The sequence below is a fragment of the Dyadobacter soli genome, assembly GCF_900101885.1.
GTDB classification, from domain to species: Bacteria; Bacteroidota; Bacteroidia; order Cytophagales; family Spirosomataceae; genus Dyadobacter; species Dyadobacter soli.
Window position 1 is genome coordinate 238240 of the sequence record NZ_FNAN01000012.1, and the last position, 17182, is coordinate 255421.

The window sequence follows — 17182 nt, forward strand, 5'->3', positions numbered from 1 at the left end:
GCTATGGAACAAGTAATACCAACCGAAGCAGGAGAAACCAAGCAAGCATTGCCAATTACAGATTCACCGGAAGCTGCCAAAACAACCACTCCCGAACAACGTCCGGGGCTTGTGCTTGATAATATTGCAGCACGGATGATGCAAACGAGAAGGGACATAGATGCATATAACAGGGGTGAAATGACAAAAGCCGAACTTGAAGCACTTGGAATCAAACTTTTCTGACGCTTACGCCTACACCAGATTGGGGGAGCGCTATAAGTTTTTGACCGACCAGAATATCGTCGTTACCGTCGATCTATCCCGGGATACGAGGTATTTCCCTGACAACCCGGAAATTGCCCCAGCCTGCAATTTCTTTATCGAAACGGACAAGCCTTCCATGGGTCTTGATATCCGGCTCAGAAATACTGTGCTGGATATCCTGTCCAATTTTTTGAAAGAAAAGGACCCTATCATCATTTACTATTGCGACCCACGTGACGGAAAGGGGTATTTGCGATATGCAAAATTCAATCGGTGGTTCAGCCTGATGAATGATCCGTCCATCGAGAAACAAGACAGGCAAGTCATTGTAGTAGATTTGAAGGTTGACGAAAATGAAAATCTGATTCGATATGAATTGCCGGTCTATACATCTATACTGCTGCGCAAAACGCACAAGGATTACGAGGTAGCGACCAGGCTGTTTCACTCCGGAGATATTGACAAGACAGGTAAGTTATAAACGTATCCGGCTCATGCTACACGGACAAGAGTGGGAAGTTGTGATAATCTTGCTTCAATCACTTCCAGCTGCGCCATCATCTCCTGCCGGTAGGCCACAGTCTGATTGGTTATTTCCGGAATCATTTTTTTGTAGTAATTGATTCCTTCCAGCAGGTTTGCGCGGAATTTCGAAAAGTACTTTTCCTTCTTATCACTCAATGCGACCGCATGTCGGTCGATGTCCTCTTTGAGGTAATCCACATACAGGTTGAGCTCGTTGATGAACATATTGGGCCGCAGGTGTTTGGCTAGCAAATCGATTTTACCGTAAATGTGCCCTACCATTTCTTCCAGCGAATAAATTCCTGAAAAGAATGCCAGATTTGGCCCTGGGCAAATCGCTACTGCTTTGTTTTCACGTGGTTTTATCAGATTGCTTTTGATGAGTGCGGAGGTGCTTAATCCCTCGCACAGGCAGAGTTTTTCGGTGACTGCGTCGATCTGCGTTTGCAGGTCGGCGGGCTGTGGGTCCTGCGCGAGTAATTGTTTGATTTTCAGATTCTGATATTCCCGCGAGGCCGTGCAGATCGGCTCCTTGGTGAATTCGGTATTCGAGACAAGGTAGCGCTTGTTGCACGGACTGCCGGGGCGGCCCTTGGCAATGCGTTCCAGGCGCTGTTTTTCGGCACTACTATTTTTGAAATTATTAAAAAGCACGCCCAACGGGGATGAATCGCTCACATAATAAGCATCGCTACCCGCATTGGCCAGCTCGTTGAGCGTATCCTTGTCGACATTGGTCACTTCCGGAACGAGCAGGAACGGGCTCCCCCAACCCGTGGCTTCAATGCCGTAATGTTCCAGCAAAAAGGCATTCTCGGCCGCGGTACCAATGCCACCTTGCACGGATATGCGTGTGCGGGGCGCACGTACGAGCGCGATACCCTTATTTCCAAGCGCGGATTCGTATAGCGCCAGCAATTCGGTAAGCATTTCGCCGCGACGATTTTTGAATTCTTCCAAAACAGGTCCCAGCAGGTTGCCTTCCGTTGCAAACGCATGGCCACCGCAGTTCAGCCCCGATTCAATGCGGAATTCGGAAACCCAGATGCCTTTCTTCGCCAGAAACTTGGCCTGGATCAGCGCCGAACGGTAGTCGCTCACTTTGAGGACCACTTTTTTACGAAAATTTCCTTCCCGGTCTGGAAAAAAGTCGGCAAAAGCTTCGAGATAGCTGTACAAATGCGGGTTCATGCCGGCGGACAGAATGATCGACGACGACAATTGGCTTAATGCAAACCCGCGCAACGCGGCCAGCGCGTCGGTATAAATATCATCGAGCAGGTTCCCTTCGGCATCGGTATTCATTTTATCGACTTTCGACATGATATTCACGTCGATAGCACCCGCCACCATTTGCTCCCGCAGCGCATCCGCTGCACTACCCTTCTCAGCTCCGTCGGGCATCGCAAGCAAAGCTTCATACCGTATTTTCAGCTCCGAACCAGCCGGTAACAGGCTGAAATACCGATCGATATCATTCCCTGACCCGAAAGACTGGCTTTTCAGTTTGTCAAATTCTTCTGTTACGATGCGGTGCATCAGATCGAGATAGGCGGTAATCCTGCGGGCGCGGTAATCCGGCTCGGATTTTTTAATGGCAGTATCATTCTCGCCATGCTTACGTGCGTAATGCAAGCGCATACGCTCGATCAGCTCGTCGTCGACAATGGAAGCGACGGACGATATGCCGTATTTGGCGACTTTAATGGGGGTATCGATGGAATATCCCAGCCCTAGGACCGGAATATGAAATGTATGCGGCATCATGTGGATGAGGTCTTGATAAGTCATCCAAAAGTACGCGGCCGCCACCGCCGGAAAACTGACGTCGCTTAGCTACGATACTGAGAAACGTCATGCCCCCGCGAATGCATCATTTCTTTTTGGCTTTCTGTGGCTTCGATGCCTCCGCAAGCTCATTTTCCTTCATTCGGTATTGAACAATCCGCCTGATAAGGTCGAGCGGCAGCGGGTCCTTGTCCGGCAGTTGGAGCGCCGATTTGCTCATTTTATATTTGGAAAGCTCCTCTTTGAACTCGTCCAGCAATGCCTGGCTGTATGGATATGAAAGGGAAATGTGGTTTGTCGCCGCCGAATAGTAAATCAAAAACCCGAAATGCTTGTAAGCCGGAATCTGGTAGCTGATCACCTCCTCGGCATCAGGTGCCGCCTCACGGATCGTTTTAAGGATGGCCGCCAGCCGCTCCTTCTTCTCGCCCTGAAACGTATCATGGTATTCGTCGACGGACTTGAAATCTGTTTTTGCCATGTCTTTTCGGGTTTTAAAAGTGGATTTGTTAGTCAAAGTACTGCCGGAGCCGCATTTAACCGGCTCGCCCTGCTAATTTAACCATTTGGCTATAAGAACATAAGGCTAATGCTAGTTACTCCGCGCTCCGCGGCTAAATACCGACGCTAACACCGACAAAAACTCCTTCTCGGAAAAGGGCTTACCCAAGACGCCGTTAATGCCGAGACCGGCATAGAAATCCTTGTCGCGGTCGGAAAGGTCGCCGGTGAAACCGATTACCGGCGTGGATGCTTTTTGGTGGTCAGCATTGCTGCGTATTTGGCGGGTCAGCTCGGAGCCGTCCATTCCCGGCATGTTAATGTCGGTGATAACGAGGTCGTAAGCTTGCTTTTCGAACAGTTCGAGGGCATCGTCACCTGAGCGAACGAGGTTAAATGTGAGGCCGTGCTTTTCGAGTAACCTGCTCATCAGTACGAGGTTCAGCTTGGTATCGTCGGCTACGAGCACTTTTTTGCCCCGTAAATCGACTTGCGCGACTTCCCGGACCTGCATTGGGACGGTTTTTTGCTTTTCGGCCACCTGCATCGGAATGGCTATCCTGAACTCCGACCCCTTTCCCAGCACACTTTCGACCGAAATCTTGCCTCCGTGCAGCTCCACGATCCGCTTGCATATCGCCAGTCCGAGGCCGGTACCCTGCTTCCCTACCGACCCGCCTTCGATCTGGCTAAAATCTTCAAATATTTCCTTCAAATGCTCTTGCGCAATGCCTATACCGGAGTCCTTGACCCTGATTTTCAAGCATTTTTTCTGTCCTTCGGCACTTTCCAGGGCCGTTTCAACCAACACCTTACCCAGTGCCGGCGTAAATTTGACCGCATTACTCAACAGATTGATCAACACCTGCTTGATCCGGAATTCATCGCCTTCCAGGCATACCTGCGGGCCGATGTCGATTTTGGACACAATTTCAATATTCTTTTCCCCCGCCAGAACGCTCATCAATGCAACTACCTCGTTCACCAGCGCAACCGGGTTGAATGTCTGGTATTGCAGCGTCAGTTTGCCCCTTTCGAGCTTGGAAAAATCGAGCAGGTCATTCACGAGCGTCTGCAAAATCCGTGATGAGCTCTGGATAGCGTCGACGCTCTCCTTCATCTGGCCATCGAGGCGATCCGAGTCCATGAGTTGCGAAAACCCGATGATCGCATTGAGCGGCGTCCTGATCTCATGGGTAACCTGAGCCAGAAACTCCCCTTTCTTCCTCGCGGCCTCGGTGGCCAACGAGGCATATTTGACGATCGTCACGTCGTTGCGGTACAGTTTGACGAGGTTACGGATAATAATGATGGTCATCAGCAATACCACCATGGCGCCGGCCCAGAAAAGATGGTTAACCTCCTCAAACTTATCGGACGTCTCGGTCAGCAGTACGCGCCTGAACTCCCTGGCCTTTTCTTCTTCGGCCGCTTTCAATGATTTAAGGGTTAGCTGCAAATTAGCAAACAGCTCTCCGTTCAGGAACAGCAGCCTTTGCTCGGCTTCGTTCAGCTGTCTCTTTACCCGGTTGTATTCGTCATAGCGGCTCAGATCGAGCTCGCGCGCAAGCAGGTAGGGCATTACCAGCGAATCGCGCTGGATGATCACCTTCGTTTTTTGCCTGGTACCTTCATCGTCCTGTTTGTTCTTGATCGCATCGGCAAGCCTTTTGAAAAGCCCGCGCTTCTTCTTTTTGGTGTCGTCCTCGACAATCGAATCGACTTTTGAAGTTTTTTTAACGCGAATGGGCGATGGCTTGGGCTTGGATTGCTCCTGCTGGATTTGCTCGCTACGCTGGACTGAAAGGGCAAAAAGACTGTCTACCAGGATCTTCATCCGGATAAACTCTTCGTTCCTTTCGCGTTTGCTTTCCATGAGCCCCGACAACGCCGAAGGCCGGTTAGCACGCTCGGTTTCAAACTCGGTAAGGATCCTGGAAACGGTTTGAAGCTGGCCGGTGAATGCCGTGAGGTACGCCGAATCCTGCGTTATGATGAAAAGGCGGCTGTTGTTCTCCGCCACGTACAGGAGCGAAATACAGGTATCGACCTTCTGGTAGCCATTCATATCCCTGCTGAGCTCCTGAATATTCTCGCGGATCGTCTGCGATTTGCCGCGCGTAAGCAAGAGCATGAAAACGAATGATCCGAGAATGACGACCAGCAGGATAGTCCAGACAAAAAATGCCCTGGATAGAGTACGGAAAGGAAATTTCATCCGGAAAACCGAGATTTTGAGGGTTGGTTTATAACAAAGGTAAATAAGCGGATACAAAACACTGCCATGCCTGCCGCCTTATATTTAATCTACCTAACCCCTGGAATCAGTTACACTTTCATCCTTCCGCTTATGTTTCGAGCCACGCTTTAAATGCCGGAGCCTTGTCGCGGCTCACGACAACCTCCTGCGATGTCGTCGGTCGAAGTTCTATTTTGAGTTTACCATTGAAATAGGTGTGTATCTTCTGAATGGCGTCGATGCGGGCAATAAACTGGCGGTTGAGGCGAAAAAAATTCATCGGGTCCACCAGCGATTCCAGCTCTTCCAGCTTGTAATCCACCAGGTATTGCCGGCCGTCCGTCGCGACGAGACATGCCATTTCATTGGCGGTGTAAAAATAGGCGACCTGCTCCTGGTTGATCGGGATCAGTTGCTCTCCGTTTTTTACCAAAAAGCGCGTTTTGAACGGCCTTTTCGTCATTTCGAGGCTATCGAGCAATGTTTCCACCTTCCTGGCATAAGCTTTCGGCGAAAAATCTTCGCGGATATTCTCGTATTTGCGGATCGCCTCCGCCAGTTCGGGCGCTTTGATGGGTTTCAGAAGATAATCAATGCTTTTGACACGAAATGCCTTGATCGCGTATTCGTCGTAAGAAGTTGTGAAAATGATCGGGCTATGCGCCGGAAATTCCTCGAATATCTGGAAGCTCAGGCCGTCGGCAAGCTGAATGTCGGAAAAAATAAGGTCGACATGCTCTGCATTTGCAAACCATTTCCGGCCAGCTTCGACACTTTCCAGCACCGCAACCACTTCCATGCGCGGATCGAGTTTTTTGATCAGCTTTTCCAGCCTTTCCGCGGCCGGATATTCGTCTTCAATGATCAGTATTTTCATAGTAATCGGGCGGTAATGCCCTGGTGTCATCGTTTATTCAGCCAGCGGGCTCAGTAGCGGTATTTTCACAGTAAACCGTTCTTCGCTACGAATTATCTCCACTTTCCGGTCAGTCAGCAGGCCGTACCGGTTGATAATGTTCTGCAACCCCACGCGCGTTGATTTTTCCAGAATGGTCTTCTCCGAAATATTATTTTCGACCACGAGATAACCATTGTTTTCTTCACGTATCACAATCTGCAAAGGGTTTTCGCGCGAGGCCACATTATGTTTGATCGCATTCTCGATCAGCATTTGCAGGCTTAGCGGCGTAATATGCTGTGCCAATGCGGACGTAGAAAGCTGTTTCTCCACCTGCAAATTTTCCCGGAAACGGATTTTATTCAAATACACATAAGCATCCACGAATGCAGTCTCCTCGCTCAGTAACACGGTGTTCTTATTGCGGCTCACGAGCACGTACCGGTACACGTCCGACAATCTTTCGAGGTAATCCTGCGCGGCGGTGTTCTCATCGTCGATCAATGCGGCCAGGGTATTCATGCTATTGAACAGAAAATGCGGATCAAGCTGATTTTTAAGCACTTCCAGCTGCGATTGCACATTTTCACGCATGAGCGCTTCGGTTTTTCTCACATTCATTTTCCAGGCATCAAAAAAATAAACCGCTTCATAAACCAGGTAAACGATCACCGTCGGCACGATGCTGATCCGGAACGCCATGGCGAGGGCGCTTACGTTGTAAACCGGTTTGTAATAGAGCTCATCGAGCAGCAGCGACACCAGGAAGACATACGTCACCGCCAGCACCGCCTGCGCAGCTACCCGCCGACCGGTTTGACCATACTCGGGGAAAATCCGGCGCATCCATATGATAATGTACCGGTTGCCCTCCCAGAAAGTGAGTGTAAGCAGGGTGGAAAAAAGCACGCTGAGAAAGAAATGCCGGCTTAGTTTCAGGAACTCATCGAAATTGATCATCAACGCTATGACCAACCCCATGAGCGGGATACCGATGACCCGCCATATCCCGTCGTTAAGCTTGTAATCCTTTTCTTGCATCCTGAGTAAAATTTGGCGGGCAAACTACTCGTTTGCCCGCCAAATTTCAATTAAAATGTATATCTGAAATACGGCACCGGGAAAAACGGCTGCTGATACTGGTTCACCAGTTCGTTGGTCCTCGGGTTGTAAGTTTGCTGAAAAATGTTTTTGCGGGCGGTCACATTCTGCAAATCCATCGAAAACTCCATGGTACTTCTACGCATTTCGCGGCGGTACGAGAAACGGATATCAGTCCTGAAATAGGCGCTTTGCCGGAGCGAATAGGCACGGTTTTCATCATACACCGCCGCGCCCCGGGCACGGGAGGCTGCCAGGTTGAGCGGTGTAATGTATTTCCCGCCCACGAGCGAAGTTTTGATGTTAGCACTTACGATATTATTGGCACCAAAACGGAATTCCTTGCCGCCGAGCACATTAAGCACATATTTGGTATTAAAAGCGGTATTCCGCTCCACCTTGTCGCTACCCTTGTATTTCGAGTCGAACACCGAAGTCGTGAACAGGAAATAGTAACCTTTATTGAAATACCTTTCCAAAGTGAGTTCGATGCCCATGTTGCGGCCCGTGCCTTCATTCACCAGGCTATCACGATCCGAAGGACCGAAAGCAGCACCCATATTCAATGCAGAATAGGTAGAAGACCGCTGCTCAACCGGCACATCGAATAGCTGCTGATAATACGGCTCGATTTTCAGTAACAAATTCTCTGTCAAGCGGTTCTGATAACTCAGCACAAAATGGTGGCTTTTGGTGAAACCCAGATCCTTATTAGTCCGCACCGGCCCCGACTCGCCTGGTGTTTGTACAAAATAGGTGTAAATGTTCTGTGCCTGGTTATTCAAACCATATCCTACACTTACCGATTGGCCCCTTCCGAATGCGTACTGCAATCCGGCACGCGGTTCTACGGCCACATTGTTGTTCAGGTTATAATGCTGAAAATGAAGTCCCGCAGTAAAAATCAGCCCTTGTGAAATCCGGTACTTCCACTGCGCATAGGCCTGCGTGAGCACTGTTTTTTCTCCGCTCACGTTCGCCCGGACGGTGTCGATCGTTCCGCCCTGATGCAGTGAGCGACTGTACAGGTCAAAGTCCAGCAGGTCCACGGTAACGCCGCCGTACAAGCTGCTTTTTGCGTTCATCTTATGTCTGACATTCAACACCGCGGAGTATTTCGAAGTGTTGTATTTCGCCTCGCCGCTCAGGAAAGATTCGCGCGCCGGGTTGCTGATGGAATCGCCGCTGAACCGCTCGCGGGTAGTGCTCATACCGAGGGTGAGCTTGGCGAAAGTTTTGGGTGTGAGATTGTGTTCGTAAGCCAATCCGAAAATGTTGGTACCGTATTTCACGCGGGTGTTGGTATTTTCGGTACCGTACATATTGTTAAGCGTCGTATCCACTTCATTTCCCAGGAAATTCACGTCGCTGCTTCCTGTTATGCCAAAAAGCGTCAGTTTCCCCTTGGTACCGGTCGGCACGGCCACTTTAAAATTCAGATCCTGGTAATCGGGAATGGCCGTACCGGTTCCGAACTGCAACCCGAGTGCTTTGAAAAGGCCGAGCGTCGAATACCGGTAGTTCAAAAGGAAAGATGCTTTGGAGTTCTTCGAAAACGGGCCTTCCGCGCCCAATTCAAAACCATTGAAACCCACCTGGCCCATCAGTTCATGTTTCTGATTATTGCCTTCGCGGAGTTGCAGGTCGAATACCGCCGCGAGGGCATTTCCGTACTGGGCCGGAAAGGCGCCGGTAAGAAAGTCAGATTTGCCCAGGACGTTGTTGTTGAGCATGCTTACCGGCCCGCCCGTGGCTGCAAACGAGCCGAAATGGTTGGGATTGGGGATATTCAGGCCTTCCAGCTGCCATAATGTGCCCGATGGAGAGTTGCCGCGAACGACAATGTCGTTCCGTGAATCATCGCCCGACACGACACCGGCGAAGTTGGCCGCCATTCGCGACGGGTCCCCCAATGCACCGGCATACCGCTTGGTATCGTCCACATTGAACGACCGCCCGCTTACGAGCGACAGTTCGTTGTTGGTTTTGGTCTTATCATTTTTACGATCGGCAGTAACCACCACCTCGTCCAGATTTTGTACCGCCTCGGTCATGGTTACATTTAAAACAACTTCCTTACCTGCTGTAACCACAATGCTGGAAAGTCGCTGCGGCTCGTACCCAACCATCGTAACCTGAAACGACTGACGGCCCATCGGCACGCCCGCAATGCTGAAATCGCCCCGGATATCGGTTACCGCGCCGACGGGACTGGCGCCGGACTCCTGAATGAGCAAAATCGATGCTCCTATCACCGGAGATTTGGAAACTTCGTCGCGGACTGTCCCGCGGATCATCTGCGTGCCTTCCTGTGCGTAAAGGTTGGCAGCGAAAAGAAATGTCATGGCTAATAATAATGCTTTCATTGGCTAATTTTTATGAATTGATGCATCAAAAATCTACATAACACCTTGGGTTTGAAATCCGCCGGGAGGCCAAACGTATGGAAAGACGGTTGAAACGGTGGGAAGGTTCCGGGAATCGTCGGGGCGAAGTTGCAGCGAATGCAATCAAACTTATTTGGACTTATTATAAACAAAGACCTATATTTGCCTATCGATTCCGCTTGCGCCCACGATTGCATGACCGCCAATATTACCGATAACGCTCCTTTCCGGATAGACGAGAAGTCTTTCAAGCAGATCTATCTGGCTCATTGGGAGAAGGTTTACGCGGTTTGCTACAACACCGTCCGCGATCCTGAACCTGCCAAAGGAATGGTGCAGGAAATCTTCAAATCGCTCTGGGAGCGGAAGGACGAGCTGGAAATCACTACTTCCGTAGAGCGTTACCTGCTCCGTTCGGCCAAATTCAAGGTTTTCGAATATTTGCGGAATACCAAATCCCGCAAGGAGCATAACGAAATTGCATTTGCGGATTACTGCGATCGTACGCATTGCACGGAGAACGATATTCTCTATAACAACCTCAAAAGCAAAGTCGACGACCTGGTAGACACCCTGCCCTGCCAATGCCGGCGCGTTTACAAAATGAGCCGCGAAGAAGGCCTTAGCAACAAGGAGATCGCTTCTGCGCTGCTCATCTCCGAAAGGGCCGTCGAATACCACATCACCCGTGCGCTCACCACCCTCCGCGCCAACCTTGCCGAATATATGCACTAGAATCGCCGGTGCGGCTTACGGCTAAGCTCAATTTATGCTACTTTTACTATCAGGAAGCATCACCAACCGAACTGTGGAGTACTTGAATGAAGATCAGTAAAGAACTTATTGAAAAATACCACCATGGCCACTGCACCGACGAGGAAAAGGCTGCGGTAGAAAACTGGCTCCTCAGCGACGATGCCGATGAAACCATGGATTGGAGCTCGCCGGACGAAAAAAACGCGGTGCGAACGGAAATGTGGAATGAAATCGCGGCGATGCTCCCCTCTTCGGAAGAAATCCCCGCCCCGAAACTGCGACCAACCATCACCCGTTCGTGGTGGAAACCGGCTGTGGCGGCTTGCCTGCTGGCCGTGCTGGGATCGGTTCTCTACAGTTTGAAGCACGAATCGGCTTCGCAGGAAGTGATTGCCCTCAATAATAGCTCCGGCACCGAAAACAAGGCGCTGCACGAAAAAGAATTTACGCTCTCAATTGCCCCTAAAAGCAATGTGGCTATCAACAGTAAAACCGGCATCATGGATTTTTGCGGGGCTGTGCTGATCAATCCGAAAGAAGATATTGAACTCACTTTTCAGGGTACTTGTGCCAACCCTACCCAAAACCGGGAGAAAGTTTCATTAAAAAAAGGCCAAAACTACATTGCGCTCAATTACGGCGGCAATGCGCAGAGCGGCGAAGTGATCGTCGTCGAGGAAGGTGCAATGGTAAGCCTCCCGCCGCTCGTTTTGAAGCAACTCATGCATCAGTTCAATATCTGACCTAACTCATGACACATCATTACCGGGGTGTTATCCACTTCGTCATTTTCGCATTGTTTTCTACAATACTGTTGCCGGGTTGCCGGGAGCAATCCAATGAAAAAGAAGACGTTGCGGGAAGGAGGTACAGTATTTATGCCATGATGAGGAATGGCAAAGAGTATATCTTCCAAACCGATTCACTTGCGTCGGGCGAAATAAACCCCGAAAAATCGGGTGCGAAAGTCGTACCGGCACCGCTTTACTACGAGCTCATCGTGCGCGACGGCCAATATTACAGCATAGATCGACGGGCAGGTTCTTTTGTGCGGTACAAGATTGCAAATGGGGAGTTTGTGAGGGATATGGCCATTGCTATGACCGGCTTTTCGTCCATCGAAAACTACAACTGGCTGTCGCGGGACTCTCTGATGATCCTGGGCTACGACGACGACGCGCGGAAAGTACGTTATGTAAAAATTCATGTCCCCGACCTCAGCATTACGCAGGGTACAGTGCCGATTCCCGCACCGTTTGGTAACTATAACTGGCTTTCCATCGGCTTTTCACAGTTTCTCGAAGGCAAATTGTACATCGGCTACTGCTACCATACCTACACGCTGGACAACTACACCACAGGCGACACCATGTACACCGCCGTGCTCGATTATCCGCAATTGCAGTCGCTGAAAACACTGAAAGATACCCGCTCCGTATATCCGGGTGGCGTTAATACCCGACAGGGCCATTCATTTGTTACCGAGAATGGTGATTTCTACTTTATCTCCTGCCCGGGAATCGCATTGGGAAATTATCCCGAAAAACCGACCGGCATTTTCCGGATTAAAAAATCTCAGGAAGAAATAGATCCTGCTTATTTTTTCAACATCTCGGCATCCGCTATTAAAAACCACGGCTACGGTTTCTGGTATGTAGGGAATGGCAAAGCCATCGTACGAACCGAGCGAAAAGGGCTCTACACAGGTATGAAGGACCATTATAAAGTCCCCCACTTCGATTTTTACCTGCTCGACCTTGAAAAGCAAACCACCCACCGGCTACCGCTCCCACTCGACAAAGGAAGTTCCCGCCAATGCGTGCTCGTGGAGAATGGGACGGTTTATATCACCGTTAATTCGGAAAATGAAGGGTGTTATGTCTGGCTACTCGATCCTGCAACGGGAGCTTTGAAGAAAGGCCTGAAACTCAGTGATGACACCGAGTATATTTTGCGATTGGAGCGATTGAATGACCGATAAATCAATCAGGCGGTAAGGATTTCCGCTGGTGTCAAACCGGTCACTTCGGAAATTGTTTCGATGTCAAAACCTTTTGCCTTCATGTTACGGGCTATGGACAACTTCCCTTCTTTAATGCCCTCCACTTTACCTTCTTTCATACCCTCCTTAATCGCCTGCTCGCGCGCATAAGCGTCGGAATTCTCGTTATCCCATTTAGCCTTTAAATATGCATCCCACGCCATTTTTTCTTCTTTGGTTAGATTACAAACTTCTGCTACCCTGAAAACTTTCTCAAATACAGGCTTCGTAAGACCTATCGGAATATCATTCAATTTACTTAAATTTTTAAACAAATACAGCCATCTGTCCAGCTCGGTGACGAGTTCGGCTTCCGTTTTATTGAAACCCGGCATTTCAATAAATGTCAGTCCGAAATTATTGTAGAACACCCGGCCGTCACTTTTCTTTATAAGGCGGATTTCGTGCAGATAATGATCGTTATCTGAATCCTCAAAACAGAAATCCATCAATCCTACCAGATACACGGGTTTCAAGTCGTATTTCCAATGGGCGGCACCCGCCCCTACCTGGTCGCGGATGAGTGATGCCGCATAGTAGAGGCAACGATCCCTGAAATATTCCTGCCGGACGCGCTGCACCTCCACAATGAATTGCTCCCCGTCGGCGCCCGTGCAGCAGAGGTCGAAGATCGCCTTGCGAAACCGGGAAAGCTGCGCATTGTTCTCGTTCTGGTTGAATGTCAGATCCCTCACTTGCCGCTCGCCTTCAAAAAGCACGTTCAGGAAATCGATCAAAATGTCCTTGTTGGCGTCTGTGCCAAAAATCCGTTTGAAACCAAAATCAGTGAAAGGGTCGATAAATCGCCCGCAGGGTATTTGATGCATTTCCATAGTGTGTACTGACAGAGCTAACAGCTTTCCAAGTTAAAACAAAGCTTCAGATCCCGGCCCCTCGCGACCGTCTGATAATTCATTTTTTATGCAACGGCCTTCGGGAAATGCGCGATTGGGCTACTCATTTCAAAAGGACATAACCCTCCTTTTGAAACTTCAAAAAATTGGCGAAATAAGAGTTGGTATTCCATGAATATGCTTAAAAAAATTAATGCCTGGCTGCACCTGTGGCTGGGGCTGGCTTCCGGGATTGTGGTTATAATAGTTGGTTTCACGGGCTGCATTCTTGTATTCGAAAGCGAACTGGAAGCGCTTACGATGAAACACCTCCATGCGCCCAACCCCGACAATAAGGCAATGCTCCCGCCGTCGACCCTCTGGAAGTCGGTGAAACAGGCGCTGCCCGAAAAAAAAATTCACAGCGTTTGGTACCACGGCAAAGACCAGACCGCCCATTTCAGCCTTGACTCCGATTCGCTGGTGTACGTGAACCCCTACACCGCCGAAATCGTGGCGATGGTCGATCATGAAGATTTCTTCCATTTTATCCTCGACGGCCACACCAGCCTGTGGATCGAGGGCAAGCTCGGGACGGGAATCGTGAGCTACGCTACCCTGATATTTTTCATACTCCTGATCACCGGCGTCATACTCTGGTGGCCCAAAAAGTGGACGAAATCGGAACGGGAAAAGGCGCTGACCGTCAAATGGCGGGCTAAGTTCAAGCGGGTGAACTACGATCTGCATAATGTACTAGGCTTCTATTCGCTCACCATTGCATTGATACTGACCATCACCGGGCTCATCATGGGTTTCCAATGGTTTAATAAGAGCTTCTACTGGATGGTTTCCGGCGGGGGGGCTGCTCCACGATACGAGCGCGCCTTTTCGGATACCACGCAAAACCTGCCGCTTGCAGGCCTCGCGAACGTGGATGCCGCCTGGCGGAAGGGCGTTACCGAAATCGGGGTGCTGAATAAAGAGGCAATTATCGTCTCATTTCCCGACAAGGCTTCCGAACCGATCGATCTTTGCACGGATATGCATAACGGCTCGTGGCGCTACGTGTACCTCGACCAGAACACATTGGAAGAGTTGCCCGCGAGCCAGCCGCAGATTTCGGAGCTGGGTATGGCGCAATGGCTCCGCCGGACAAACTACGCCATGCACGTCGGTGCGGTCGGGGGGCTGACAACGAAAATCCTCTTTTTCATCGCCAGCCTGATCTGTACAAGCCTGCCTATTACCGGTTTTTACATTTGGTGGGGTAAAAAAGCCAAAACCAAAAAGCGAAGCAAAACATCGTCCACCGCTCCCCGATTTTCGGTTTCTGCCGGTAAAGCCTGATATTTACAGTTATTACATTTCATCAACCCCTAATTTCCTCGGTAACCCGCCGGGCTGCTCTTTCTTACCTATGAAATTTCAATACAGTTACCGTCTACTCTTGCCTTTTCTGATTAGCCTGCTGATCATTCAAACCACCTTTTCACAAACATTACCAGGTTATTTGATCAAAGGAACGCTCATCGATTCGGCGTCATCCAAAGTCATTGAATTTGCCACGATCAGCATTCTCGATGACCAGGAGCAGGTCGTTGCGCTTACCTATTCCGATGAAAATGGTTTTTTCAAATCCACAGACATTAAAACGGGTTCTTATTCCCTAAGCCTCTCCTTCGTCGGGTATCGCCAGAAGCGGCTTGCATTCAAAATCACTTCCACCGCACCTTACGATTTTGGGACTATCAAACTGATTTCAGACGTAAAACAGCTCGACGCGGTGACCGTCACTGGTGTGAAGCAACTGGTAGAACAACAACCCGGAATGCTTATTTACAATGCCGAAAAAGACATTAGCAATACCGGAGGAACGGCGGCCGACGTACTTCGGAAAGCACCGATCCTCAATGTCGACGCTGCCGGTAATGTGACTATGCGTGGCAATTCCAACCTGCGTATCCTCATCAACGGCAAATACTCCGGCCAGATGGCCCGTAATGCAGCCGACGCATTGAATATGATGCCCGCGGGCTCGATCAAATCCGTGGAGGTGATCACCAGCCCTTCTGCGCGCTACGATGCGGAAGGTGCGGCAGGGGTTATCAATATCATTACTAAAAAAGGCAACCAGAGCACCAGCGGCACCATCGAAGTTGTCGGCGGTAACCTTGAACAAGCTATCAATCCGCGCATTGCTGTGAACCGCGATAAGTGGAACATCAGCTCTACGCTGCATTTGCACCGGTTCCGCAACAAGGAGTTGTCGAGCCTGGACCGTACTACTTTCGAAAACGGCGTGGAGACGGGTAAGGTCCGGCAGGAAATCGTGCGCGACAATGCCAAACCACACAGCTCGGGCGATGTGCAGATCGAATACCAGGCCGATAGCGCCAATGTTTTCAACTTCTCGGTGAATGGCTGGCTCGGCAACTGGCCGCAGAACAGCGAGCAGCAAAATAGCCGGCTTACGCCTGACGGACAGATTATCGACCAGTTTTATCAATCCGTCAAAACCAAAGCGCCGAATAAGGGGATCGATTTAAATTTAGGTTATACCAAAAAATTCAAAAAACCGGGCGAGGAACTGTACCTGATGGCGCAGCACAACCGCTCGATCGACGATTTCAACTACAATGCAACCCAGCGTGACGACGAGCAGTTTCTCGTATACCGCGAAATCAATGATAACACCACCCACAACCGCGAATGGACGTTCCAGGGCGACTATATCCTGCCGCTGACGCCGTCGGGCAAGCATGCGTTGGAAAGCGGTGTAAAAGCGATATTGCGCAATGTGGGAAGCGATTACCAGGTGCAGGCCAGCGAAAACGGCACGCCCGACAAGCTTAGCATCGTGTCCGCCCGTACCGATCGGTTCGACTACCGCCAGGACGTGCTGGCCGCGTACAGCCAGCTCAAATTCAAATGGAGCGGCGGCTGGGCGCTGCATGCGGGAGCGCGTATGGAAGGGACTTTCCTCGAAGGCGACCAGCGCGATGCCGGCGTGCATTTTACCAGCAATTTCTGGAATTTTGTACCCAGCGCGACGATCTTCAAAAAGCTCGATGCGAACAACAACCTTACATTGAGCTACACCAAACGCATTTCCCGCCCGTCGATCTGGGACCTGAATCCGAACCGCGACAGCCAGGACCCGAAGAATATCGTGGTGGGTAACCCGTCGCTGAAACCGGAGGAAGTGAATCAGATGGAATTTACTTACGCATTACAGACGAACTCCGACCTGTTCCTGAACATCTCGGCATTCGGCAGAAAGACCAATAATTCCATCGAAAGCATTGTAACCATGGACGCGGAAGGCGTGGCGACGACCACCAAGCAAAACCTCGCCTCGAATGCGCAATACGGCGTCAATTTCTCGACATCGTTCTCGCTCCTGCCCGACTGGAAGATCAACAGCAATGCCAACATTCGTCAGGCACGTTTCAAAAGCGGCGCGCTCGGGATCGACAATAAAGGAATGGCGTGGGGACTCAATATCAATACCAGCCTGAAATTGCCCAAAAATTTCAGCGTACAGGCTTACGGCGACTACGACGCCCGCAGCATCGAACTGCAAGGCTTCGAAGGAGCGTGGTTATATTACAGTTTTTCGGCCAAAAAGGAGCTTCCCGCACGTAAGCTGACGATCACACTCACGACGGTAAGCCCCTTTGGCGCCTACCGGCCTCAAAAAGAGGTGGTAAGTTCACCCGAATTCTATTCGATCATGCGTAACCAGTACCTGATGCGCTCCGTGAAACTTTCGCTCAACTGGGAGTTCGGCGGGCTGTTCAAACAGGGATCTGGCCGCAAGATCAACAACGACGACCTTAAAAACGTAAAACAAGGCGGTTGATA

14 protein-coding genes are annotated in these 17182 nt (G+C 50.2%); 7 read left to right on the top strand and 7 right to left on the bottom strand.

Annotated features, from left to right (window positions below; genetic code table 11):
* The first annotated feature begins 3 nt into the window (after positions 1–3).
* Both BLQ88_RS21135 and BLQ88_RS21140 read left to right on the top strand, forming a co-directional pair.
* Positions 4–225, top strand: a complete 222-nt coding sequence (locus BLQ88_RS21135; RefSeq protein WP_090154168.1) for a hypothetical protein — start codon at positions 4–6, stop codon at positions 223–225.
* Complete coding sequence (locus BLQ88_RS21140) at positions 206–727, top strand: DUF6169 family protein (RefSeq protein WP_143016897.1); 522 nt, start codon at positions 206–208, stop codon at positions 725–727. The genes BLQ88_RS21135 and BLQ88_RS21140 overlap by 20 nt, the downstream gene beginning before the upstream one ends.
* 11 nt (positions 728–738) lie before the next feature.
* On the opposite strand, the gene BLQ88_RS21145 is transcribed toward BLQ88_RS21140, so the two are convergent.
* From BLQ88_RS21145 to BLQ88_RS21170, 6 genes are all read right to left on the bottom strand, one after another.
* Positions 739–2538: a hypothetical protein gene (locus BLQ88_RS21145; RefSeq protein ID WP_229212787.1), complete on the bottom strand. Its 1800-nt coding sequence runs from the start codon at positions 2536–2538 to the stop codon at positions 739–741.
* Between the two features lie 106 nt (positions 2539–2644).
* On the bottom strand, positions 2645–3040 hold the full coding sequence (locus BLQ88_RS21150) for an iron chaperone (protein WP_090154174.1): 396 nt from the start codon (positions 3038–3040) through the stop codon (positions 2645–2647).
* Positions 3041–3151: 111 nt separating this feature from the next.
* Positions 3152–5278 (bottom strand): hybrid sensor histidine kinase/response regulator, encoded by a 2127-nt coding sequence (locus tag BLQ88_RS21155; protein WP_090154176.1) that lies wholly within the window; start codon positions 5276–5278, stop codon positions 3152–3154.
* A gap of 130 nt (positions 5279–5408) precedes the next feature.
* Positions 5409–6176: a LytR/AlgR family response regulator transcription factor gene (locus BLQ88_RS21160; RefSeq protein ID WP_090154178.1), complete on the bottom strand. Its 768-nt coding sequence runs from the start codon at positions 6174–6176 to the stop codon at positions 5409–5411.
* 33 nt (positions 6177–6209) lie between these two features.
* On the bottom strand, positions 6210–7238 hold the full coding sequence (locus BLQ88_RS21165) for a sensor histidine kinase (RefSeq protein ID WP_090154180.1): 1029 nt from the start codon (positions 7236–7238) through the stop codon (positions 6210–6212).
* Positions 7239–7288: 50 nt separating this feature from the next.
* Positions 7289–9664 (bottom strand): TonB-dependent receptor, encoded by a 2376-nt coding sequence (locus BLQ88_RS21170; RefSeq protein WP_090154182.1) that lies wholly within the window; start codon positions 9662–9664, stop codon positions 7289–7291.
* Positions 9665–9847: 183 nt separating this feature from the next.
* On the opposite strand from BLQ88_RS21170, the gene BLQ88_RS21175 reads away from it, so the two are divergent.
* The 3 genes from BLQ88_RS21175 to BLQ88_RS21185 all read left to right on the top strand — a co-directional run bounded on the left by BLQ88_RS21175 (position 9848) and on the right by BLQ88_RS21185 (position 12422).
* Entirely contained in the window at positions 9848–10420 is a 573-nt protein-coding gene (locus tag BLQ88_RS21175; RefSeq protein WP_229212788.1) for an RNA polymerase sigma-70 factor, read from the top strand.
* Between the two features lie 86 nt (positions 10421–10506).
* Positions 10507–11184 (top strand): hypothetical protein, encoded by a 678-nt coding sequence (locus tag BLQ88_RS21180; RefSeq protein WP_090154187.1) that lies wholly within the window; start codon positions 10507–10509, stop codon positions 11182–11184.
* An 8-nt stretch (positions 11185–11192) separates the two neighbouring features.
* Positions 11193–12422 carry a DUF4374 domain-containing protein gene (locus BLQ88_RS21185; protein WP_090154189.1) on the top strand — a complete coding sequence of 410 codons (1230 nt, stop codon included), beginning with the start codon at positions 11193–11195 and terminating at the stop codon, positions 12420–12422.
* 5 nt (positions 12423–12427) lie between these two features.
* On the opposite strand, the gene BLQ88_RS21190 is transcribed toward BLQ88_RS21185, so the two are convergent.
* Positions 12428–13309 carry an Rpn family recombination-promoting nuclease/putative transposase gene (locus BLQ88_RS21190; protein WP_090154327.1) on the bottom strand — a complete coding sequence of 294 codons (882 nt, stop codon included), beginning with the start codon at positions 13307–13309 and terminating at the stop codon, positions 12428–12430.
* A gap of 204 nt (positions 13310–13513) precedes the next feature.
* Between BLQ88_RS21190 and BLQ88_RS21195 the strand changes: the two genes are divergently transcribed.
* Together BLQ88_RS21195 and BLQ88_RS21200 are read left to right on the top strand one after the other, a co-directional pair.
* Positions 13514–14665, top strand: coding sequence for a PepSY-associated TM helix domain-containing protein (locus BLQ88_RS21195; protein ID WP_229212789.1), 1152 nt, complete (start codon positions 13514–13516; stop codon positions 14663–14665).
* Between the two features lie 100 nt (positions 14666–14765).
* Entirely contained in the window at positions 14766–17180 is a 2415-nt protein-coding gene (locus BLQ88_RS21200; RefSeq protein WP_229212790.1) for a TonB-dependent receptor, read from the top strand.
* The last annotated feature ends 2 nt before the right edge of the window (positions 17181–17182 follow it).